The following is a 23,281-nucleotide window of genomic DNA, read 5'->3' as shown; positions in this document are numbered from 1 at the left end:
GGGTGGAGCAGCCCGGTAGCTCGTCAGGCTCATAACCTGAAGGTCACAGGTTCAAATCCTGTCCCCGCAACCATACACCACGAAAGCCCCAGGCCACTCGGCCCGGGGCTTTCGTGCGTTCGGGCTGCACGCCGCTGGGAATTTCAGCTCCCGTGAGGCTTTATCAAATGACCGCATTCCTGCTCAAAGGCATGCGCCGTTCTTAATCGTCGGTGAGATGGTTTTCCGGATAGCGAAGCTACCGTCGAATCCACCGTCGACATATCGTTCTGTAATATCGCGGGCACATAGCGGTAGATTTCGGCGCCCTTCGGATGAGACGAGGAAAGGCGAGCATGCCGAGCCGATTTCCGTAGCTCCCGCCTGGGACGCGCGTGGTGGCAGGGTAAGGATGGCGAACGCGCCTACGCCCGATCATCGACCGGGACCTTAGAAGCTAGTGCAGCCTTGGCTTGTGCGTAGTCTGCCACGAACGGCGCCAACCGTGCGGCGTAAGGCGCCGAACGCCCACTGCGCGTTGATAGAGGGGCTGGCGAACCTGGGCGACGCTTGCCGTCGTCACCGACCGTTTCAAACGGTGAAAGTCGAGCATGGCCGGTTCGAAAGCCAACCCCGCGTGGCGCGCAATACGCGGAACCCATTCATCGATGTCCTGGACGAGCGCCTCATACGGCACCACGAGCAACCGCGAACCTAACGCGCCACTCCAGTGTTCGAACAGCACATCCTCGGCCGCAAAATGCCGGGCTATGGTGTCGAACCCGAACGTCCAACCCAAGCCCTGGCTGAAATAGGTCCGGAAGCACGACCACGCGGTATCCAGAGGATCGCGACGAATCCAGATCAGGCGGGCATCCGGCATCGCAAGGCGGATCAACCCGGCATAGCGGCTCGTATCGAGGCTCTTGTCTACGAACCGCGCGCTATGTGCCCCGCGCTGCTCGACCAGATGCCGGTACAGGGGGCCGATTGGGCTCCAGGCTGTCTCGGCGTCCAACGTGGTCTCGAAATGCCTGCGGACCGTGCTGGCAACACTCCCGCCAGCGTCGCCAGTCGCGACCTCGAGCAAGTTCAATTCCCCACCACTCGAGACTGCGGAATGACTTGCCAGGATTTGATCCAGCAGGGTTGTCCCGGATCTCGGGAGACCGGTGACGAAGATCGGGCCGGTTGGTCCCAGGTCGGGCAGCGCGGCCTCGTCCAGCCATGACCGATCCAACTCCTTCACCAACGCGAGCGCTGCCGCCTCGTCGCCATCGGCATCCCATGGACGTTCGCCCCGCATCAACGTCGCACCCACGTCGAACGCGTCGAACGCGCGATCATATTCGCCGAGATCGTCCCACGCCTTGCCCATTGCATACAGGTACGCCGCACGTGCAGTTAGGGCGGCACGCGCCGTATCCCGGTCTGCGGCCAGCAATGCCGCGAACGCCGTAGATCCGGATGCATAGCGTTGCGCACTGGCGATCGCGAGCCAGGTCATGCCGGAGGCAGGCCAGATCCGAGCCGCCGCGTTGAGGTGATCGAGTCCCGACGCAACGTTACCGACCTGGATATATGCCGTGCCCAGCAGGTGGTGCAATCGCGCATCGCCTGGCGCGCGCTGAGCCAAGGGCGCGATCAACGCGATTGCGTCGTCGAGACGGCCGGCGCTGGCGAAAATGTCTGCAAGTTGAAGCGTGCGATCGAGATCGCCTGACTTGCGCGCGACGAAGCGGCGCATCGCATCGATCGCGAGGGGCCATTCCGCGACGCGAACGGCGAACCGAGCGATCGCCTGCCATTGATCGCCAAGCATGGCATTGCTCGCAACCAGGCGGTTGGCTGCATCGACGGCAGCGGGCCGATCGCGACGATTGAGTGCGGCGATGAAATCAGCGGCGGTGGCCATCGATGTGTAGCTTCCCGAAATGACATCGAACGCAGAAAGGGAGCCGACGATCGTCGACTCCCTTTCCGCGTTGCGCGGGTTTTCGCCTAGAAGTCGAAGCCCAGCTGGAAGCGAATGTAGCGGGGAGCCTGATAGCTGACCGGCGTACCGAAATCGACGCGAGGCGCGCCGTTGGCCTGCGTGCCGAGTTCGCGCACGTCCAGTACCGCCTTCTCGTTGAAGACGTTGAACACGTCGATCCGGAACGTGCCGCTGAACAGGTCGGATGGCACCTTGATCGCCGCCGTGATGTTCGTGGTCGTTTGCCAATCCGACTTTATGACCGAACCGCGTGGCGTCAACTGACGCTCGGGAACGGCCTCGCCCGCTGCGAACGGGGTCGTCCTGATCGAGCCGTCGGTATTGACGTTACAGTAGAAGCCAGCGGCACCGTATACGCCGGCGAACGCGTCGACAGCGTCCGGAACGCGTCCAAGACACCCGAAGCGGCGGGGCGACTGGGCCGAGAAGTTCGCTCCGAGGGTCAGCCAGTTGGTGGGCGCGTACGATCCATACAGCTTGAACTTGTGGCGGTTGTCGGTTGGGGGATACCCGTAAGCGCCGTTCGTCAACCCAGGCTGATCGAATGCCGTGGTCAGGCTGGAGTCGGTCTGACCGTTGTCGGACCGGACACCGCCCTCGGTGTTACCCTTGTTCTTCGAGTAGGTGTACGAACCGTTGAGGCTCCAGACGCCGTCGAAATCGCGGTCGAAGGTGACCGTCACCGCCTTGTAGGTACGCCGTGCCTTGGGATAGCCGAGCTGCTCGCCGGTAAAGTCGATCGTGCGGATGGTGGTCTCGCCTGGAAGTACGTCCGACAACTGGATCTTCCTGCGCGGCGGCCAGAGAGGCCTAGAAAGTAGAGGCAATGATTCAGACGGTCGCGAATTATTGCCGCGGCGCACAATAATCGGGCACGCGAACGCGCAGGACTCAGAATTGCCCGCCGATATTGAAGGTGATCAGCTTGCTGTCGTCACCCGGTGCCTTCAGCAGCGCCTTGGCAAGGTCGATCCGCAGCGGACCGAATGGCGAGGTCCAGTTGACGCCGATGCCGACCGACAGGCGCGGGCTCGCGGTGTTCCCCGAATAGGTCTCCTTATAAGTGCCGAGCGCGTAGGTGTACGGCGTGCCGGTGTTGGTGGTCGTGCTGGCACCCGCGGCATCGAGATACAGCAGATTGCCGGAGCCGTCGGTATATTGGCGCGTGCCGGCGACGCACGCGACCGAGGCTGCGTTGGCGGTAGCGCAGGTGTCGGCGAGCGTGGGCGTCTTGCCACCGAATACCGCACCGACGTCCATGTAGATCGACGGACGCAGGCCGAGTTCGCGTGCGCCGGCACCCATCGGCAGTTCGAGTTCGAGACGCGCCTGATAATACGCGGTGCCGCCGAGCGCGGTCTGCGTTGTCGTGCCGCTGGTGTTCGACAGCGTCGCGGGCACCGTCGTCGTGTCGTAATATGTCCGCGTCACGCGGGGCCCCACGCCGCGGATGTCGAAGCCGCGCATCTGCGGATCGCCCAGATAGAAGCGATCGGTCAGCCGCACGTCCTGACCAAGCCCCTTGATATAGCCACCCTCCGCATGCGCCGAGAGGATGAAGCTCGATCCCAGATCCATGTATTTGGTGTAGTTCGCGGTGCTGCGGATGTATTTGGTGTCGCCGCCGAGCCCCGCGAAATCCTGGCTGACGGAGAACTTGCTGCCCTTGCTCGGTCGGGTACGGCTGTTCGTGCTGTCGAACACCAGCGAATAGCCGATCGACGAGGTCCAGCGATTGCCGACCGCGTCGCACAGATACGTGCCGGCGATCCCGGGATCGCAGACGCCGTTGGTGTAATAGGTATCGGCATCGAGCGTGACCTGGTCGTAGGACAATCCGTAGCGCGCGGTGGCGGACCAATATTCGGTGAGCGGGACCGCGGCGCGGATCTGGAAACCGGTCGAGACCTGTTCGTAGGTCGTGTCGTTGCTGTCGCCGGTCGTGCTGTACGAGCTGTAGTCGCGGCGGAAGAGATCGCCGCCGAGCGCGACGTTGGTGTCGAACAGATACGGTTCGGTGAAACCCAGATTGACCGACTTGGAATACGCCGAATAGCTGACCCCGGCGCGCAGTTCCTGGCCCATGCCGCGGAAATTGCGCTGCGTGATGTTCGCGGTAGCGATGAAGCTTTCGAGGCTGGAATAGCCCGCCGAGAGCTGCAGCTCGCCGCTCGATTTCTCCTCGAGATCGGTCTCCAGCACGACGCGGTCGGGGGCCGAGCCGGGGAGTTGCTTGATGGCCATCTTGTCCTGGAAATAGCCCAGCGAATTGATCCGGTCCTCGGAGCGCTTCACCTGGAAGCTGTTGAACGCGTCGCCCTCGGCCAGACGGATCTCGCGCCGGACGACCTTGTCCTTGGTCTGCGTGTTGCCGTTGATCTCGATCCGCTCGACATAGGTCCGCTTGGCTTCGGCGATATTGAAGTTCACGCCCATCGTCAGCGTGTCGGCGTCCTTCTGGAACTCCGGGTTCACCTCGGTGAACGCGTATCCGAACAGGCCTGCGGTCTGGCTGATATTGTCGACCGAATCCTCGACCAGCTTGGCATTGTACCAGTCGCCTTTCTTGAGCGGCAGCGTGGCCGCGAGCTTCTTGCCGTCGAACTCGCGGATCTGGCTGTCGACGCTCACGTCGCCGAATTTGTAGCGTTTCCCTTCCTCCACCACGTAGGTGATGATGAAGTCCTTCTTGTCCGGCGTCAGCTCGGCAACGGCCGAGGTCACGCGGAAATCCGCATAGCCCTGCGTCAGGTAGAACTGGCGGAGCTTCTGCTGGTCGTACGACAGGCGATCCTGGTCGTAGCTGGTGGCCGACGACAGCAGGCGGCTCAACCGGGCCTGCTTGGTCGCCATCTGCGCGCGGATCTGCGTATCGGAGAATACGGTGTTGCCCAGGATATTGATCTGGCGGACCTTCGACTTGGGCCCTTCGCTGACCACGAAGACGACGTCGACGCGATTCTGGTCCAGCGTCACCATCTTGGGGTCGATCACCGCCGCAAACCGGCCTTGGCGGCGATAGAGTTCGATGATCCGCGCAACATCCTGGCGGACCGCGGTGCGCGTGAAGATCTGGCGCGGCGCGAGCTTGATCTCTTTCGTGATCTTGTCGCTTTTCAGCGCCTTGTTGCCCTCGATGATGACGCGGTTGATGATCGGGTTCTCACGTACGCGCAGGACGATGTTGCCATCCGCGACGCCGGCGATCGAATAGTCCGCGAACAGGTCGCTTGCTTGCAGGTCCTTCAGCGCCTGGTCGAGCGTCTCCGTGGTGTAGGGGACGCCGACCCGCAGCTTGGTGTAGCTCAGCACCGTTTCCGCTTCGATACGCTGTGCACCCTCGACGCGGAGAGTCTTGATCGTCCGGGTCGTGGCGGGGGCAGTGCCCGTGGTCGGTTGGGCGGGTTTGCCGGGCAGGCTGGGGGCCTGCGGCGGCGTGGTGCCGGACGCGGTGGCCAGTGTTCCTGCGATGGCCCAGGCCATGGAACCGGCGCCCAAATCGAAAATCATGCATGCATCTCCGGGGTGAGCCGGGCGCATCGACGGAGGATGTTTCCTCGGGATGTTGAAAGGTGTCCGATCGGCGACAGTGCTGCAACATCCGCCAACCGCTCACTGGCAGTCGCACCGGGATGTGTCGCGGAGATGTCGCGAGGGAAATGCCGCGGACATTCTGGCGGCTTAGGCACGCGGCGGGCGCTCGTTCAGCCCCCCGCCAATTGCAAGGAGCAGCATCATGCGTGTCGCCATCAAGGGCGTTCCGTCGGAACCCCAACCGTCGTCGCCCCAGTCAGCGGCGTTGCCCGCGTTGATCGACAACCCCTTCGCCCCCGAGGTCTTCGCGACCGGGCTATCGGGATTCGCGAACCTGAACGGCGTCATCGTGCTGACGCTGGAGAGCGCACGCTGCGATCACGCGCGCCAGCCGCCATCGGTCGACCGCGTCGTCGTCGGTCGCGTCGCGTTGACCAGTGGCGCCGCGCAGGATCTCGTCGCAGGGCTCAACCAGTTCCTCGAGCAGCAGGGGCTCAGCCCGAGCAAGGCGATGGCGAGCGGAGCGACGTTTCAATGACGCGCGCAACTGTCTCCGCCGCGCCGATCCCCACCGCGCCGATCCCCGCCTGGCCGATCCCCGCCTGGCCGATTACCGGCGCGACATCATCCTATGGTGCCATTCGCGGCACGGGGAGGATCGTGTTTGCCGGAGTGGCGCGCACCGCTCCGACCACGGTGTCGCATGCGCCGTTCGAACTGGCACCGAGAGAGATGACGGGCTGAGCCGGTGTGTCTCCGTCGTCATCGCGCGTCGTGCGAAGCCGTAATCCTGCAATAGAACGTAGCAAACCGTGCCGACCGTACAACACATCCCGTCGATGACGTTTCGATGACCAAATAGGCATTGTCGATCCCCGATTACGGCCGCAGACCAAAGTCGCGGAACCAATCCGTAATTGCACAAAATTGCCGCAATACATGGGATTGCGGTTCAGGGAGTACCGACATGCGTCTGGATTTTCGCAAGCGCCTTCTGGCGTCTACGCTTCTGCTTGGAGTCGCTACTCCGGTCTATGCACAGACCGTGGCACCCGTGGAAACGCCCGCCGATCCGGCAGCGCCTGCAGATGGGGATACGATCGTCGTGACGGGCTCGCGCCTGGGTGGCGACAGCCTGAAGCAGGCGTCGCCGATCTCGGTGGTGAGCGCGAAGGAGATCGCACTTTCCGGCCAGATCAACGTCGAAAGCGTCCTGAAGGACCTGCCGCAGCTCATCCCGAGCACCACCGGCGCATCGAACAATCCCGGCGGCGGCGTCGCTACGGCTGATCTGCGCGGGCTCGGCTCGACGCGTACGCTCGTGCTCGTCAACAACCGCCGCTACGTCGCCTATGACGCGAACCAGATCGTCGATCTGAACACCATCCCGGCCGCACTGATCGAGCGCGTCGACATCGTCACCGGCGGCCGTTCGGCAGTCTATGGTTCGGATGCGATCGCTGGCGTCGTCAACTTCGTGATGAAGAAGGACTTCAGCGGCGTCCAGGCGAACGCGAACTACCGCATCAACGAAGCGGGCGATGGCGGCAACTTCAACGGCAACCTGTTGCTGGGCGGCAATTTCGAAGACGGCCGCGGCAATGCGACGATCTATTTCGATTATACCAAGCGCAACGGCATCCTCCAGTCGGCCCGCGACTATTCGAAGCAGGCGCAGGTCGACGATGGGGAGGGCGGCCTGATCGCCGGCGGCTCGGGTTCGATCGAGGGCACGCGGTTCGCGATCGGCGGCGTCAATCGCAAGTTCGAGACCGACGGCAGCTATACCCCGTATGATTCGACGACCGACGCGTACAATTACGCGCCGTCGAATTACCTCCAGGTCCCGCAGGAGCGGTTCCTGATGAGCGCGCAGACGCATTACGAGGTCAGCCCCGCGCTGACCGTCTATGCCGAAGGCCAGTTCATCAACAACCGCGTCAAGAACAAGCTGGCGCCGACGCCGTACACCGGATCGGTGGAGATCGATGCGGATTCATCGTTCCTGTCGCCCGGATCGCAGGCTTTGCTCAAGGGCCTCGACACCGACGGCGACGGCTATGTCACCTCGACCATCTATCGCCGCCTGACCGAAGTCGGCGATCGCGTATCGAGCCTCGACAACACGGCCTATCGTGCGGTGCTGGGCGCCAATGGCGATATCGGCGGCGGCTGGAACTACGACGCGTATTACAGCTATTCGCGCACGAAATCGATCGAGACGCAGATCGGCAACGTCTCCAACAGCCGCGTGCTGCAGGCACTGCGCACCAGCTATGATGCCAGTGGCAACCTGGTCTGCTCGGATACCAGCAACGGCTGCGTCCCGCTGAACATCTACGGTGCGGGCAACATCAGTGCGGCGGCAGCGGCGTTCATCACCATCCCGGTGCAGAACACCAGCACGATCAGCGAGCAGGTCGCCAGCGCGTCGATCTCGAACCGCAACCTGTTCGATCTCGGCGCGGGCCCGGTCGGCATCGTGTTCGGCACCGAATATCGCCGCGAGCACGGCAGCTACAATCCCGACTTCGCGCTGTCGTCGGGCGACGTCGTCGGCTTCAACGCGGGCGAAGGCCTGAGCGGCGGCTATGACGTGAAGGAAGCCTATACCGAAGTCGCGGTGCCGTTGCTGGCGAACATCCCGTTCATCAAGAAGCTCGAAGTGAATGGCGCCTATCGCTATTCCTATTATTCGACCGCGGCGAAATCGGTGAACACCTATTCGGGTGGCGTGGTCTGGTCGCTGATCGACGACATCTCGCTGCGCGGCCAATATTCGCGGGCGGTTCGCGCACCGACCGTGTCGGATCTCTACAGCGGTTCGGCGCAGGACTTCCCGGCGGCGACCGATCCCTGCACTACCGCGATCGCGCTCACCAACACCAACCTGAACGCGAGCTGCGTCGCGACCGGTGTTCCGGCCGCGTTGATCGGCACCGCCTATGACGGCGGCAGCACGCAGATCCAGACGGTCAATGGCGGCAACCCCGCGCTCCGCGAGGAAACCTCCGACACGTATACGGCGGGCATCGTCCTCCAGCCGCGCTTCCTGCCCGGCTTCTCGTTCACCGCCGATTACTACAAGATCAAGATCGCCAACTATATCTCGACGGTCGGCACGACGAACCTGATCCGCGCCTGCTACGGCGATGCGGACAATGGGTATACGCCGTATGACTCGAGCTATTGCGCATCGCTGCCGCGCGATTCGAACAGCTATGCGATCACCGATGCCGCCAACACGCTGGCGAACACCGGTGGCGTGACGACCCGGGGCGTCGATTTCGAGGCTCGTTACGGCATGCCGCTGAACTTCGGTGCATTCGGCAGCGCGACCAGCAAGGTCGATTTCCGGATCAGCGGCACGCGCCTGATCGCCTTCGACTACAACCCGCTGGCGGCGATCCCCGATCTGACGATCAACTGCGCGGGCAAGTTCGGCCAGACGTGCGGCAATCCCTATGCGAAATGGCGCCTCTCGGCTCGTACGACCTACTCGACCGGCCCCGTGACCGTGTCGGTGCTGTATCGCTACCTGTCGCCGGTCAAGGACGACGACAGCGGCACCGTCTATGCGGTCGAGAAGATCAAGGCCTACAACTACTTCGACCTCACCACGTCGTTCGACGTCAAGCCGGGCTTCACCTGGACGGTCGGCGTCAACAACATCTTCAACAAGCAGCCGCCGATCCTGGGCGACAACCAGGAGCAGGCGAACACCTACCCGTCGACCTACGACCCTTATGGTCGTGCGTTCTTCGTCAGCACGAACATCAAGTTCTAGGACCGGACCATCGCGCCCCTCCCCTCAGCGGGGGAGGAGCGTGGGCAACCGCCCTCGTCGTATGAGTGAGCCGGATACCCCGCCATCGGCCACGATCGCGGGGTATTCGTGCGTCAGCGGAGCATCGGTTGCCCGGTCCGCCCCGGTATCACCCCGGTATCGGGCGTCATGCATGCGCGATGGACCGCAAAGCGTGTCCGGTTCGTCGCAGACGTCGGCACCGTGTCGCAACCCGTAACGATACTGTCTCGAACGCTTCGCAAAATTGACCCGAACCGGACGTAATGGCGCCGGGAGTGGCAGCGTCGCCACGGGGGACTTTCTACAATGCGTATGGTCAAGGGCCTGCTTCGGGCATCGGTTTCACTCATCTTGCTGACGGGGGCGGCGACCGCGCAGGCTCAGGCGCAGGTGCAGGCGGACGCTCCGAAGCGCGCCGACCAGCCGGCTCCCGGCGACGACGGCACCGACGAAAATGGCGAGATCGTCGTCACCGGCAGCTACGCGCGCAGCCTTCGCGCAGCGACCGAGACGAAGCGCCGCGCCGACTACGGCGTCGACTCAATCAGTTCGACCGACATCGGCAAGTTCCCGACGCAGAATGTCGCCGAAGCGCTCCAGATGATCCCGGGCGTCACCATCACCCGCCCGCGCGGCGAGGGGCTGTACGTCAGCGTCCGCGGGCTCGGGCCGCAGTTCCAGAGCACGCTGCTCAACGGCAGCACGGTCGCCTTGAACGACATGATCGAGAATGGCGGCGCCAACGGTCGCCAGTTCCGTTTCGAGATGCTGCCCGCCGAATTCACCTCGAGCATCGACGTCGTGAAGACGCCGACCGCGAACATGACCGAAGGCGCGCTCGGCGGTAACATCGACGTGAAGACGTTCCACCCGCTCGACGTCGGCAACAAGACGACGGTCAACCTGCGCGGCACCTATACGAGCCAGACCGACAAGGTGAAGCCGAACGCGACGGTCATCACGAGCGCGACGAACGCCAGCGGCACGTTCGGTATCCTGGCGGGGGCGCAATATTGGGAAAAGGCGGTCCGCAACGATCGCTTTCTCAATTTCGGGTGGAACCTCAACAGGTTCACGGCGCCCGCAGCAGGTGGTCTCGCGACCGGTCTCTATACGCCGACGCGCACGCGCCCGACGATCGAGACCGAGAACCGCAAGCGTATCTCGGGCATGGTCTCCGCGCAGTGGAAGCCGAATGCCGAATTCGAGACGACGCTCGACATTCTCGCGACCCGGCTCGACGTGGCCTATGACGAGTTCGGCCTCGACATCTATCCCGACGACGCGAGCGTCGCGGGGCATCGCCCGGTGATCGTGCCCGGCAGCGTCAAGCTCGACGGCGATACGGTGGTCGGCGCGACGATCAACGACGTGCGTTTCATGGCGTCGCGCGAATACAGCCTCAACCGGCACGACCTGCTCAATATCGGCCTGCGCCAGACCTGGAACTCGGACCGCTGGCACGCGTCGGGCAACGTCAACTGGTCGAGCGCGCACAGCTATCACCCCGATTACAACGAGGGCACGGTACGCAGCCGCGCGATCTTCTTCGCGCCGCTGACCTATGATGCATCGGCGGGATACAAGGCTATCCCGACCTTCACGACGACGGTCGATCCGACCAATCCCGCCAATTACCAGCTCTACCAGTTCAACATCGCGCCCAAGAACAGCAAGGACTGGGATTTCTACACCCGCGCCGATCTCGCCTATGATTTCGACGGATTCCTGACCAAGCTGGCCGTCGGTGGCGAATATCACTGGCGCAAGCGCGACTATTTCCGCCGCGATTTCAACGTCAATCCAGCAGCCAACACGCCTCTGTCGAGCCTCGGAACGGGGGCGTACGAGCAACTGCCATACGACGATTTTCTGAAGGGCGTCTCGGGCAACACGCTGCGCCAGTTCCTGGTGCCCGTCACGCAGGCCTATCTCGACGCGTTCTTCACCCCCGCGGTGCAGGCGTCGGCGCTGACCGCAGGCGATCTGCGCTCGTCGTTCGTCGTGAAGGAAAAGATCTTGGGCGCGTATGCCCGCGCCGATTACGGCTTCGATGTCGGCGCAGTGCCGGTCACCGGGAATGTCGGCGTGCGCTATGTCCACACCGATCAGGTCGCGAGCGGTACGCTGACCACGGGCAATGTCGCGACGCCGGCAAGTTTCCCCAAGACGTTCAACAACTGGTTGCCGAGCTTCAACCTGCGCGCCGAACTGACGCATGACCTCATCGGCCGTCTCGCCGCGAGCCGCGTGCTGACCCGCCCGAACGTCACCGACAGCGCGCCGCGGATCACCGTGTCGACCGACGCGCCGACCGCGAGCGGCGGTAATCCGCAGCTGGTGCCGTTCCTCGCCACGCAGTTCGACGGATCGCTCGAATGGTATTTCAATCGCGCGGGTTCGCTGACGGGCGCGGTGTTCTACAAGGCGATGGACGACTATATCACGCAGCAGAACGTCAACATCGAGATCCCCGGCCGCGGCACGGTGCTGCTCTCGACGCAGGTCAATGGCGGCGATGCCAAGGTGTACGGTGTCGAGGCGGCGTACAACCAGGTCTTCACCTTCCTGCCCGCGCCGTTCGACGGTCTCGGCGTGCAGGCATCCTATACGCACACCTCGGTCAAGGCGAGCTACACCGCGGGCGCGCGGCCGATCCGCGACGAGCTGATCGGGTTGTCGAAGAACAGCGCCAACATCACCGGCTTCTACGAGAAGGGGCCGATCTCGACGCGGCTCTCCTATGTCTGGCGCGACCGGTATCTGTCGGGCACCGGCAGCACGACGCAGGCACCGGTCTATACCGCGCCGTTCGGATCGCTCGACGGCAACATCTCGCTCAAGGCGACCGACCGGGTGACGTTCAGCCTCGAGGCGATCAACCTGTCGGGCGCGCATCTTTACACGTATAACGACAAGGACGTGCGGTTCGGCGAGATCAACTACTGGGGCCGGACCGTGCTGTTCGGTGTGCGGGCCGAATTCTGACCCGCAGGCCGGCGTGGCAGGGGGTAACGCCCTTACTCCGCGCCGGCCTCCGTCAGGCATCGTGCCGGGTTAGGTGCGGTGCCGGCGGCGGCGGCGAGTTCGGTGCGTGCAGCATCCATGTCGCGTCGGAAGCCGGCGGAGGTGTGCAGCATCGCGACCAAGACCGAGCCTGCCATATAGCCCGCCTCGACCGCACTTTTGCTGTGCGATCCACAGATATACCGGCTTTCGCCATATTGGCGTCCGCGGCGCAGGATCTGCGTCGCACGCGACGGCATCAGTTCGGCCAGGATCAGTGCCGCGGACCAGCCCGACGTCGTATGCCCCGACGGGTAATCGCCGTTACCCGCCAGATGCGCGGTCTTGGGTTCGCAGATCGGCAGGTCGTCGGTGAGATACGGGCGTCGCACCGCAAAGCCGTCCTTGGCGCGCCCGACCATGCCCTGGTCACCCATCCGAGCGAAGATGCGGGTGAGGGCAGGGGATGACGTCGCGTCCAGCTTGCGCCCGATCGCACAGGCGAAGACGGTAAGGCGATCGTCGGTCACGTCGCGCGTCGCCATGTCGCCGCGCGGCGTGCCGAGCAACGCGCGTGTCTGGCGGAATGTCGCGCGATCGTCGACGTTTTGCGGCGAGCCTGGCTTGGGCGGGGCGGGGAGGACTTTCATCAGGTCCGGCATCGGCTGGTCGAGCAGATAGTCGGTCGATGCGGTCGCGCCGGTGGCCAGCGCCAGCACGGCCAGGAGAGCGAGCGTCCGCATCATTTGATACCCTTGTCGAGATCGCCGCAGCCCTTGGGACGGCGCACGGGATTACAGCGCGCGATCAGCCCGCCGGGCAGCGCGACGTGATAGCCACCGGCGAGGCGCGGATCGGGCCAGAGATAGTCGGTGGAGACATATTGCGCGCCGCCCGCCAGCGCGGTGTCGCGCGGGACGGTGTCGTTGGCGCGGGCCTCGCGCGTATTGGCGTCGGCGCGTGTGCGGACGATGAAGCCGGCAGCGACATCGCTGCGGATGCGCGCTGCGTCACGAACCGGATCGTTGAGTGTCAGATAGGCGGCCGCGGGCGAGGCTTCGTCCGTGTTGATGAAGAACACGCGCCCTTCGAGCGAGCGCCGCTTGCCGCGGTACACTGCGACCTTGGCCGGCGGTTCGTCCAGCGCGAACAGGAATTTCCCGCGCGATGCCTCCAGCAACGGCCAGTTGTCCGCCAGCACCGCCTCCCGGAGCGTCGGATAGCGGCCCTGTACGTCGTCAGGCACGATCAGCTTGGCGGGCGTCATCACCGAGCGGATCTCCGCATCAAGCGCATCATATGCCGCCTCGTCGAACGGCAGCGCATCGATCCCGCCACGCGCGGCGTTCTGCTCGTCCTTCGCGTTGAACATCAGCAGGATCGGTACGTGACGTGGATGCTTTGCCGACCAGTCGCGAATGATCGTCAGGCATTCGGTCAGCAGGACGCAGCTCGATGCGTTGTCGATGCCGGGGATGTGCAGCACCTTGAAGCCCGGCCGCTTGAGCTTCGGATCGTCGGAGCCTCGCGCGTAATGCCCGCCCTGCGGATCGTAGTTCACGTCGATCTCGAGTTGCCGTGCGCCGGCATCGAGCTGTTCGACGAGGCTGAGGTGCGAGTAATCGAGCGCATCGGCCATCGCCGGGTCGATCGCACGGACCTTTGCCATCGTCGCGGCAGGCATCGGCTGCTTGTAGCTGTTGTGCGTGCCGATCACCGCAACGTCGTTGACCCGGAGCGGCATCGGCCTGTCGCGTGCGCCCGCCGACTGGGTAAGGAGTGCGATGGCGAGTCCCGCCACGATCGATCGCGTCATGTCCGTAGTCCCCGATCTCAATTCGAACGACGCCACGCCCCGTACCGCACGATCGAAGATCGGTCGTGCAGGCGGACGTCGTCCGGCGCTATGGGGTCGGGTCGTGACAGTGGCGGGACGGTTTCATGACGTCGCCGTGACCACGCGAGGCAGGACGTGTCACGATGTCCGCCGCGCGGTGGCCTGGCCGCACGGCGGGTCTTCGCGCTATTTGGTCAGATCGGTGAACAGCGAGCGATAATAGGTGACCGCGAGCGGGATGTTGTCGATCGGGGTGCGTTCGTTGAGGCCGTGGCTGAAATCGTCCGACTGCTTGATGAAGATCGGGCTGACGCCGTAGCTCGGTACGCCGACCGAGCGGTACCACATCGAATCGCTCGCACCCGCCGACATGCTCGGGAAGACCGGCACACCGGGCCGGATCTTGCCCATCGCCGCCTTGACCGCGCCGGTCAGGTCGGCGCGCAGCGGCGAGGCGTCGGTCGGGTTCGAGCCTTCGGTGACGTCGCTGAACTTCACGCCGGGGTCGGCCGCGACCTTCGCCAGTTCGGCCATGACGGTCGCGGGCTTCACGCCCGGGAAGATGCGACAGTTGATGTTCGCGGTCGCGCGCTGGGGAAGCGCGTTCAGCGCGTGGCCGCCATTGACCATCGTCGTGACGCAGGTCGTGCCGATCTGCCCGACATACCCGGTGTTGGCAGCGAGCGTCTCGATCGCCTTCTGGTCGGCGGGATTGGCGACGAACGCGCGCATCGCGGCGCCGAGTTCGGGCGTCTGGCGTGGCGCAACGCCCTCGAAATAGCCCTTGGTGATCGGCGACAGCTGCGGCGTGAAGCGATAGGCGCCGATCTTTACCAATGCCGCCGACAACTCGTTGATCGCGTTGATTTTTCGCGGCGCGGACGAGTGACCGCCGGGGTTCGTCACCTCGAGCTGGAAGTCGGCATAGGTCTTTTCGGCGGCGCCGATCGTGAAATACTCGGCCTTGCCGTTTTCCGCATACAGCCCGCCGCCGCCGTCGATGTTGAGCGCCATCTCGCTGGCCTTCAACCGGTCGGCGATCAGCGACGACGTCTTCATCACGGTTTCCTCGTCACCGGACAGCGCGAGGACGATGCCGCGCTTGGGCGTATATCCCGCCTTCTTCATGTCGAGCAGCGTCGCGATCGCGAGCGCGGCGTCGAGCTTCATGTCGGTCGCGCCGCGGCCGTAGAGATAGCCGTTCTCGACCACCGCGGTGAACGGATCACGCTGCCAGTCGGCGGGCTTGGCCTCGACCACGTCGATATGCCCGGAGACGACGATCGGCTTCAGCGCCGGATCGCTGCCCTTCCATGTCGCGATCAGATACGCGGTGTCGTCGACCGGCGTGATCGTCACGTCGCTTGCCGGAAAGCCGCCCGCGACCAGTGTCGCCTTCAGATACGCGGCGAGTTGCGGAGTCTGGTTGCCGGGGCCGCGCACGCTGCGAAACGCGATCATTTTCTTGGCGATTTCGAGACCGTTGGTGGCGGCAGCCTGCGTCTGTGCCGTTGCGGGCAGCGCGGTCATCACGGCCGTGCAGGCCAGAAGAAGCTTGATCTTGGACGTCATCGTCATCGTTCCTCGAAGAAAACTCATCCTCCCCCGCGCAGGGGAGGATCGCAACCGTCGCAGCGCGTCTACCCTAGAATTTCGCGCCTGCACGCAGGCCGATCGTGCGCGGCGTACTGCTCACGATGTAGGTGCGTTGCGAACACGTCCCGCATTGCTGGAACCGCGACAATTGCGCGCGTTCGTCCCACAAATTCTGGACGAACAGCTCGAGCGTGTAGCCGGAAAGCTCCGCGCCGATCGACGCATTCGCCGTCGTATAGGCCTTGAGCCGGCCGAAACTCGCAGCCTGGACCGTCCGGATGTCCGCAGATGCCGAACTCTGATGCGCAACCAGCCCCTGTATATAGGCCTTCGCGGTGCCGACCGGGACGCTGTAGCGCGCCGTCCCACTCGCCTTGAAGCGCGGCGTGATCGGCAGGCGCGTGCCTTTGTCGGCGAGCGGCGTTTCCCCGACGGCACAGACTGGCTTAGCGCACAGATCGTTGCGGGTCTTGGCATCGGTATAGGCCGCCGCCGCGGTCACCGACAGGCCGCCGGTCGAGAAGTTCGCATCGGCTTCCGCGCCGCGGATGCGCGCGTTCGGTCCGTTCTGAATGACCGTGAAGCTGTTCTCCCCGAGGAACGAGAACTGGAACTTGTCCCAGGCCTGTTGATAGATCGACGCGTTGAACCGGAGACGATCGAACAGCGTCGTCTTCAAACCAAGCTCGTAATTGGTCAGGAAATCCGCATCATAGGGCGCGACGTCGCCGCGACGGTTGATCCCGCCCGGCCGGAAGCCGCGCGAGAAGGTGGCATAGGCGAGCACCTTGTCGCTCGGCTTGAACGTCAGGTTGAAGCGATAGGTCGCGCCTTGCCCCTGCGTCCGCTTCGGGATCAGCCCGGTGGTCGTGTACGTCGCGAGGTTGGTACAGGGCGAGCCCGATACCGCTGCGGGCAGCAGGGCGGAGGTGTCGCCGCCGTTCAGATATGCTTGGCGCAGGGTCTGGCCGTTCGCCAGATAACAGCCTGCGACGCCCGTCTGGCTACTGCCCGCGGCATTGAACGGCGTCGCCGTGAAGGGCCGTCCATCGTCCGGATCGACCGCCGGATTGCGCCCGAACCCGTAGAAGCCGATCAGCGAATTGTCGTAGATGTACGCGCGGCCACCCGCGGTCGCGGTCAGGTTCGGCAGGATGTCGAAGCTTGCCTCGCCGAACATCGCGTAATCCTTGTCGACGCGCTCCTGCTTGGTCAGCCACAAGGTGCCCGGCGAGCCGTTGACCGACACCGCGGTGCCGAGATTGGCGATCTGGTAATCCTGGAAGATCGCGTTGGTCTGGCGCTGGTAGAACGCGCCGGCGACGATCCGGAACCGGTCCTCGACGGGCGATGCGACGCGCAGTTCCTGGCTGGTCTTCTTGAAGTGATCGGTGCCGATGATCTTCTGGCGCGGGTCGATCGTCCGGCCGGCATTGTCCTGGTAATAGAAATAGCCGGCAAGCCCGCCGACCGAGGAATACGCCGAGTCATACGCTTCGGCGTAATCGGTATAGTCGCTCGACGTATACGTCTTCCGATCGAGATACGCGCCAGCATAGGTCACGTCCCAGTTGCCGACCTTGCCCTCGATCGTCAGCGCGCCCTGGATGAAGCGATCGCGGCGGAATTCGGGAAAGAAATGCTGGACCTGGAGATCGCCGACCTTCGGGTCGTAGCCATAGGTGCCATGGTTGCGCTGTTCCTGGTACAGGACGGTCGGCGTCACGGTCCAGTTGCTGTCGAGATCGACCTTCAGCGCCGCGCGGCCGCCATAGGTCTCGGTGTCGTTGTAGTTCTTCTTCACGAACGCGGCGTTGTCGACGACGATGCCGCCATTGGCCGATGTGCACGAGGTCGGGGTCGGTTCGGGCAGATAGCTGCGGCAGCCGGCGACGTTGTCGATATAGCCTGCGTCGCGCTGGTAGAACCCGACCACGCGCAGCGCCGCGGATTGCGACAGTGGCATGTTGAGCATGCCCTCGATCTTGCTGCCGATGCCGCCCGACTTGACGCTGTTCACCTCGCCATCGACGCGGCCGTAGAAGCCGCTGGTGTCGGGCTTGTTGGTGATGATGCGGATCGTACCGGCTTCGGACGACGCGCCGTACAGCGTACCCTGTGGCCCGGCGAGGCTCTCGATCCGGGCGATGTCGTAGATGTGGACGTCGAGCGTACCGCCGATCGTCGTCACTGGCTGCTCGTCGAGATACGTGCCGACCGAGGGCAGCGGGCCCGAATGATTGCCGTCGCCACCCGACGCGACGCCGCGCATGTAGACGACGGTCGACCCCGGCTGCGTCGTCTGGAACGACACCGACGGCAGCAACTGCGTATACTGGTTGAAGTTCGAGATGTTCAGATCGTCGAGCCGCTTCGTGCCGATCGCCTGGATGCTGATCGGGACGTTCTGGATGTTCTGGTCGCGCTTCTGCGCGGTGACGACGATGTCGCCCTCATATTCGCCTGCCTGAGGCGCGGCGGCGTCCGGGGTCGGCACAGCGGTGGTCGCGGTCTGCGCAATGGCTGGCGAAACGATGGCAGATGACGCCAGGAGCGACGCGATGACTACGCGACGATCGATTATGTGCATGCCCGTTGCCCCCACGACGATTTGTGTCCGCAACCTGTGTTGCGGCGCAACAAACGTCAAACGAAGCTTCGCGGGGAGAAACGTTTTATGACGCATCCGTGACGTTTTCGCCACTGGTCAGGCCGTAGCAGCGAGTCCCAGTGCCGATCGCAGCGGCCCGAGCCACTGGTCATAGGGACGCCAGGCATCGACGCCATCGCGGTTGATCGGCCGGCGGACCTGTTCGGAACTCGCGGTGCGAACCGCACGCTCGGTCTCGTGGAAGGCGAGGCAGGCGGGTTCGAACGCCAAGCCGCAAGCGGCCAGCAACGCGCGGACTTCGGCCTCGGTGTTCTCCAGCAGCGCTTCGTGATCGACGCGGTGGACGCGGCCGGGCAGCACCGCGTCGACATGCGACATTAGCCGGACATAGTCGCGGTAATAGCGACCGAGATCGTCGAGCGCGTAGCTGAACGTCTGCCCCCGCGCGTAGTGCTGCTTGAAGTTCGAGAAGCAGCAGTCGAGCGGATCGCGGCGTGCGTCGATGATCCGCGCATTGGGCAGCGCGAGGTGGATCAGCGGCACATGCGCCCAGTTGTTGGGCAGCTTGTCGATGAAGAACGGACGATCGGTGCGCCGCTGGATCGCCGCACGACGCAGATAGTCTTCACCGATCTCACGCAACGCATCGGCGGAGAGGGAGGCGAGGCCGTCGGGATAGTCGGCGATGCGGCGGGCGAGCGCGGGCATGTCCGGGAGTTCGGTGGTGCCCTCGACGAGGCTGTGGCTGGCGAGGATCTGTTCGATCAGCGTCGATCCTGCGCGCGGCATGCCCAGGACGAAGATCGGGTCGGGCGCATCGCAACCCTGGCCGCGGCGTGCGTCGAGGAACGCAGGCGTCAGCACCGCAATGCTGCGATCGACGAACGCGCTCGTTTCGTCGGCGTCGTACACGATCCGGGTCCGGCGCAGCGTGTTGCCGGCGTCGTAATGCGCGAACGAGCGCACCGGATCGCGCCGATCCTCGAACGCCTTGCCGAGGGCGAAGTCGAGGTGGAAGCGGTCTTCGACGTCCAGGTCTTCCCGCGCGAGCGCGGCCTCCATCGCTGCGATGTCGGCATCGTCGAACCGCACCGTCTTGAGGTTGGCGAGGCTCCACCACGCGTCGCCGAGCGTCGGCAACAGCGACAACGCGCGGCGATATGCGACAATGCCGTCGTCGCGGCGGCCGACGGTCTTCAGCATATGGCCATAGCTCAACCACACGCGCGGCTGGCCCGGCGCATCGTGCAGCACCTTCTCGTACAGCGCGATCGCGTCCTCGAACCCGCCCAGCCGGCCGAGGGCGGCGGCCTTCAGATTGGCATGTCCGGGATTGTCGGGTTCGTCGGCGATCACGGCGTCGAGCAACGTCAGTGCCTCGGGTGCACGATTCTGGCGGTACAGCACGAGCGCAAGGTTCGCGCGCGCCGCGGTGAAGCCGGGCGCCAGCTCGACCGCACGACGCAACAACGTCTCGGCGTCCTTGTACCGCCCGATCCGACCCGCCAGTTCGGCCAGCATCCGGATCGCACGTGCATCGAACGGATCGCGCTTGAGATACGCTTTCAGCAGCGGCTCGGCGACGTGAAGCTGGTTGTCGTGGAGTGCGAGCGCGGCCTGCATGAGGTCGCTCGGCCAGCGGGGTTTCGGAGCGGGCACCATCGCGCGACACTCGGGCTGAACCACGGGATCGTCAAGCGGTCGACGACCCGCTCGCCCACGCTCGATCCGCTCCGCTGGATCATCGACGGACCGGACATCGATACGGGATTAGCCGCCGCGTCGCGCGCGCTCGGCCATCTCGTTGAACTGCGCCACGGCTTCCGGAAAGCGGTGATCGGCTTCGGCGTTGCGTAAGGGGCGGACGCGTTCGACGAGGATCTCGCTCGGCGTCGGCTGCTGCGTCCATAGCGCCATGACCTCGTCCGCGAACGCCTCCAGCGGCATGTAGCCAGGTCGCGTCTCCTGCCCGGGCGTCAGCCCGGTCTGGACGCCGGGGGGCACGATCTCGATCACCTCGACCTTGCCGTCCAGAGCGCGACGCAAGGAGACGGTGTAGGAATGGATCGCCGCCTTGGTCGCCGAATAGGTCGGCGCTGCGGTCAACGGGACATACGCCAGTCCCGACGTCAGGTTGACGATCGTGCCGCCGGACTGCGCCGCGAGATGGTCGACCAGTGCATTGGTCAACCGGATCGGGCCCAGCAGATTGGTGACGATCGTCGCCTCCGCATCCACCAGATCGCGTTGCGTCGAGATGTCCTCCAGTTTCATGATGCCGGCATTGTTGACCAGCACGTTGAGTGCGGGATGGTCGACGACGAGGCGCCGCGCGAAGTCCTCGATCGCGGCGGGATCGTCGATGTCGAGCGTCATCGCGCGCATGTTCTCACGTCCCGCGATCGTCTCGTCGAGCGCCTCCTGGCGCCGGCCGGCAACGATCACCGCGTTGCCGGCATCGTGGAGACGCTGCGCCAGCGCGGCGCCGATGCCCGACCCACCGCCGGTGATGAGGATGGTGTTGCCGGTCGGGTTCATGACGCATCTCCTGATGATAGCGGCCGTACAACGCAGGCGATGCGCGTTCGGTCCCCGTCCATCGCGGGTCGGCTTCTACATAGCCTCGACCGTATCCGCCGAAGCCGGATGGCGCTGACTACGCGCGATATTCCTGCGAACGCTGACGATGACCGCGATCAGCCCCAGCGCCGACGCGACCGCCCCTGCCACCGCGACGGCCGGATACCCGAACCCTGCTGCGATCACGCCGCCGCCGACCGCTGCGCCGATCGCGTTGCCGAGATTGAACGCACCGATGTTCATCGCCGAAGCAAGGTTGGGCGCGTCCGCCGCGGCGTGCATCACGCGGATCTGGAGTGGTGGGACGAGCGCAAAGCTGGCGATGCCCCAGAGGAATATCAGGATCGCCGTCGGTACCTTGAACGGCATCAGCACCGCGAACGCGAGGAGGATTGCGGTGAGCGAGGCGAGCGTGACGATCAACGTGCGGTCGACCGAGCGATCGGCGAACCGTCCGCCCAGCCAGTTGCCGAGCGTCAGCCCCAGGCCGTACGTCACCAGCATCGCGGTGACGTAGCCGAGCGAGGCGTGCGTGACCTCGCGCAGGATCGGCGTGATGTAGGTGAAGACGGTGAACATCGCGCTCGCACCGACGACGGTCAGGCCGAGCGCGCCCAGCACCGGTCCGCGAGTCAGCACGCGCAGTTCCGCCATCGCGTCGCTGCCCTCGGGGGCGGGCAAAGCCGGCAACGTCAGCCGCAATGCCGCCATCGTCGCCACGCCGAGGGCCGAAACACCCCAGAATGACGCGCGCCAGCCGAGATGATCGCCCGCCCAGGTCGCGAGCGGCACGCCGACGACGTTGGCGATCGTCAGCCCCATGAACATCGCCGCCACCGCGCCCGCGCGTCGCTCCGCCGGCACGAGGCTGGCCGCGACGACCGAACCGACGCCGAAGAACGCGCCGTGGTTGAACGAGGTCAGGATCCGCGCCGCCATCAACATGCCGTAGCCGGTCGACAACGCCGCGAGCAGGTTGCCGACCGTGAAGACGCCGGCGAGTGCGATCAGCAGCGTCCGCCGGGGCACGCGTCCGGTGGTCAAGGTCATCAGCGGCGCACCGATGACGACGCCGAGCGCATAGGCACTGATCAGCAGCCCGGCGGTCGGGATCGAGACGCCGAGGTCCTGCGCGATGACGGGCAGCAGCCCCATCGGTGCGAATTCGGTCACGCCGATGCCGAACGCACCGACGGACAGGGCCAGCAGGCCGGGATTGAACTTCATGATGTCGCTCCTCAAACCAGCGAAGGGTTCAGGCGGGCGAACCCTTCCTGCTGGCGGTACGGGGTGTGTGGATAAGGCGGCAGAACGTCGCTGGCCGCATCGAGCGCGGCGACCTGTTCCACCGACAATTCCCAGCCGACCGCGCCCAGATTGTCGCGCAACTGCGCTTCGTTGCGCGCGCCGATGATCACCGACGCGACCGTCGGGCGGCGCAGCAGCCAGTTGATCGCGACTTGCGGCACGCTCTTGCCCGTCTCCGCCGCGACAGCCTCCAGCGCGTCGATCACGCGGTACAGATGCTCGGTCTCGACCGGCGGCGCGAACTGTTCGGTGTCGTGCAGGCGGCTGCCCGCCGGGATCGGCCGGTCGCGTCCGATCTTGCCGGTCAGGCGGCCCCAGCCCAGCGGACTCCACACCAGCGCACCGACGCCCTGGTCGATACCCATCGGCATGAGGTCCGCCTCATAGGCGCGGCCGATCAGCGAGTAATAGACCTGGTGCGCGACGAGGCGCGGCCAGCCGTGACGGTCGGCGATGCCCTGCGCCTTCGTCACCTGCCAGCCCGGATAGTTCGACACGCCCGCATACCGCACCTTCCCCGCGCCGATCAGCAGGTCGAGCGTACTCATCACTTCCTCTGCCGGGGTCGAGGCATCGAACGCATGAAGCTGGAGCAGGTCGATGTAATCGGTCCCCAGCCGCCGCAAGGAATCCTCGACCGCGCGGATCAGGCGGGCACGCGACGCACCCCAATCCTGCGGGCCATCGCCCATCGGCAGGCCGGTCTTGGTCGAGATCAGCACCTGATCGCGCCGCCCCTCGATCGCCGCGCCGAGGACGGACTCCGAGGCGCCGTTCGAATAGACGTCGGCGGTATCGAACAGCGTTACGCCCGCCTCAAGGCAGACATCGACCAGCCGCCGTGCCTCGACGTCGTCGCTGCGGCCCCACGCGCCGAACAAGGGGCCGGTGCCGCCGAAGGTCGCGGTGCCGAAGCTCAGCGCCGGTACGCGCAGGCCCGAAGATCCCAATTGCCGATAGTCCATGTGCGTATCCCGATCTATGCGTCGAGGCATAGATGGACCGTCGCGCTCCCGCGGATTAGTC

15 protein-coding genes are annotated in these 23,281 nt (G+C 64.8%); 4 read left to right on the top strand and 11 right to left on the bottom strand.

Annotated features, from left to right (window positions below; translation table 11 throughout):
* Positions 1-436: 436 nt before the first annotated feature.
* From IFR23_RS14640 to bamA, 3 genes are all read right to left on the bottom strand, one after another.
* Positions 437-1,894, bottom strand: a complete 1,458-nt coding sequence (locus IFR23_RS14640; RefSeq protein ID WP_192976539.1) for a tetratricopeptide repeat-containing sulfotransferase family protein — start codon at positions 1,892-1,894, stop codon at positions 437-439.
* An 86-nt stretch (positions 1,895-1,980) separates the two neighbouring features.
* Positions 1,981-2,754, bottom strand: coding sequence for a hypothetical protein (locus IFR23_RS14635; protein WP_192976538.1), 774 nt, complete (start codon positions 2,752-2,754; stop codon positions 1,981-1,983).
* 112 nt (positions 2,755-2,866) lie between these two features.
* Entirely contained in the window at positions 2,867-5,485 is a 2,619-nt protein-coding gene (bamA, locus tag IFR23_RS14630; RefSeq protein WP_192976537.1) for an outer membrane protein assembly factor BamA, read from the bottom strand.
* 226 nt (positions 5,486-5,711) lie between these two features.
* On the opposite strand from bamA, the gene IFR23_RS14625 reads away from it, so the two are divergent.
* The 4 genes from IFR23_RS14625 to IFR23_RS14610 all read left to right on the top strand — a co-directional run bounded on the left by IFR23_RS14625 (position 5,712) and on the right by IFR23_RS14610 (position 12,305).
* A complete protein-coding gene (locus IFR23_RS14625; RefSeq protein ID WP_244655701.1) occupies positions 5,712-6,047 on the top strand; it encodes a hypothetical protein in 336 nt (111 codons plus the stop codon).
* Positions 6,044-6,253, top strand: coding sequence for a hypothetical protein (locus tag IFR23_RS14620; protein ID WP_192976536.1), 210 nt, complete (start codon positions 6,044-6,046; stop codon positions 6,251-6,253). Before IFR23_RS14625 ends, IFR23_RS14620 begins: the two co-directional genes overlap by 4 nt.
* 223 nt (positions 6,254-6,476) lie before the next feature.
* The gene (locus IFR23_RS14615) at positions 6,477-9,296 is read left to right on the top strand and encodes a TonB-dependent receptor (protein ID WP_192976535.1); all 2,820 of its coding nucleotides are present in this window, start codon (positions 6,477-6,479) and stop codon (positions 9,294-9,296) included.
* Positions 9,297-9,623: 327 nt separating this feature from the next.
* Complete coding sequence (locus IFR23_RS14610; RefSeq protein ID WP_192976534.1) at positions 9,624-12,305, top strand: TonB-dependent receptor; 2,682 nt, start codon at positions 9,624-9,626, stop codon at positions 12,303-12,305.
* Positions 12,306-12,337: 32 nt separating this feature from the next.
* Here the strand turns inward: IFR23_RS14610 and IFR23_RS14605 are convergent, their stop codons facing one another.
* The 8 genes from IFR23_RS14605 to IFR23_RS14570 form a co-directional block, all read right to left on the bottom strand.
* On the bottom strand, positions 12,338-13,066 hold the full coding sequence (locus IFR23_RS14605; protein ID WP_192976533.1) for an acid phosphatase: 729 nt from the start codon (positions 13,064-13,066) through the stop codon (positions 12,338-12,340).
* A complete protein-coding gene (locus tag IFR23_RS14600; protein WP_192976532.1) occupies positions 13,066-14,139 on the bottom strand; it encodes a phosphatidylinositol-specific phospholipase C1-like protein in 1,074 nt (357 codons plus the stop codon). The genes IFR23_RS14605 and IFR23_RS14600 overlap by 1 nt, the downstream gene beginning before the upstream one ends.
* 207 nt (positions 14,140-14,346) lie before the next feature.
* Positions 14,347-15,732, bottom strand: coding sequence for a M20/M25/M40 family metallo-hydrolase (locus IFR23_RS14595; protein ID WP_192976531.1), 1,386 nt, complete (start codon positions 15,730-15,732; stop codon positions 14,347-14,349).
* 73 nt (positions 15,733-15,805) lie between these two features.
* Positions 15,806-18,346 carry a TonB-dependent receptor gene (locus IFR23_RS14590; protein ID WP_192976530.1) on the bottom strand — a complete coding sequence of 847 codons (2,541 nt, stop codon included), beginning with the start codon at positions 18,344-18,346 and terminating at the stop codon, positions 15,806-15,808.
* A gap of 117 nt (positions 18,347-18,463) precedes the next feature.
* The gene (locus tag IFR23_RS14585; protein ID WP_244655700.1) at positions 18,464-20,029 is read right to left on the bottom strand and encodes a tetratricopeptide repeat-containing sulfotransferase family protein; all 1,566 of its coding nucleotides are present in this window, start codon (positions 20,027-20,029) and stop codon (positions 18,464-18,466) included.
* A gap of 108 nt (positions 20,030-20,137) precedes the next feature.
* A complete protein-coding gene (locus IFR23_RS14580) occupies positions 20,138-20,905 on the bottom strand; it encodes an SDR family oxidoreductase (RefSeq protein ID WP_192976529.1) in 768 nt (255 codons plus the stop codon).
* Positions 20,906-20,980: 75 nt separating this feature from the next.
* On the bottom strand, positions 20,981-22,174 hold the full coding sequence (locus IFR23_RS14575; RefSeq protein ID WP_192976528.1) for an MFS transporter: 1,194 nt from the start codon (positions 22,172-22,174) through the stop codon (positions 20,981-20,983).
* 11 nt (positions 22,175-22,185) lie between these two features.
* Positions 22,186-23,220 (bottom strand): aldo/keto reductase, encoded by a 1,035-nt coding sequence (locus tag IFR23_RS14570; RefSeq protein WP_192976527.1) that lies wholly within the window; start codon positions 23,218-23,220, stop codon positions 22,186-22,188.
* Positions 23,221-23,281 lie beyond the last annotated feature (61 nt).

The organism is Sphingomonas sp. CFBP 13603, assembly GCF_014892665.1.
Taxonomy (GTDB): domain Bacteria; phylum Pseudomonadota; class Alphaproteobacteria; order Sphingomonadales; family Sphingomonadaceae; genus Sphingomonas.
Note: the sequence above shows the minus strand (reverse complement) of the source record. Positions and strands in the feature narration are given on the sequence as shown.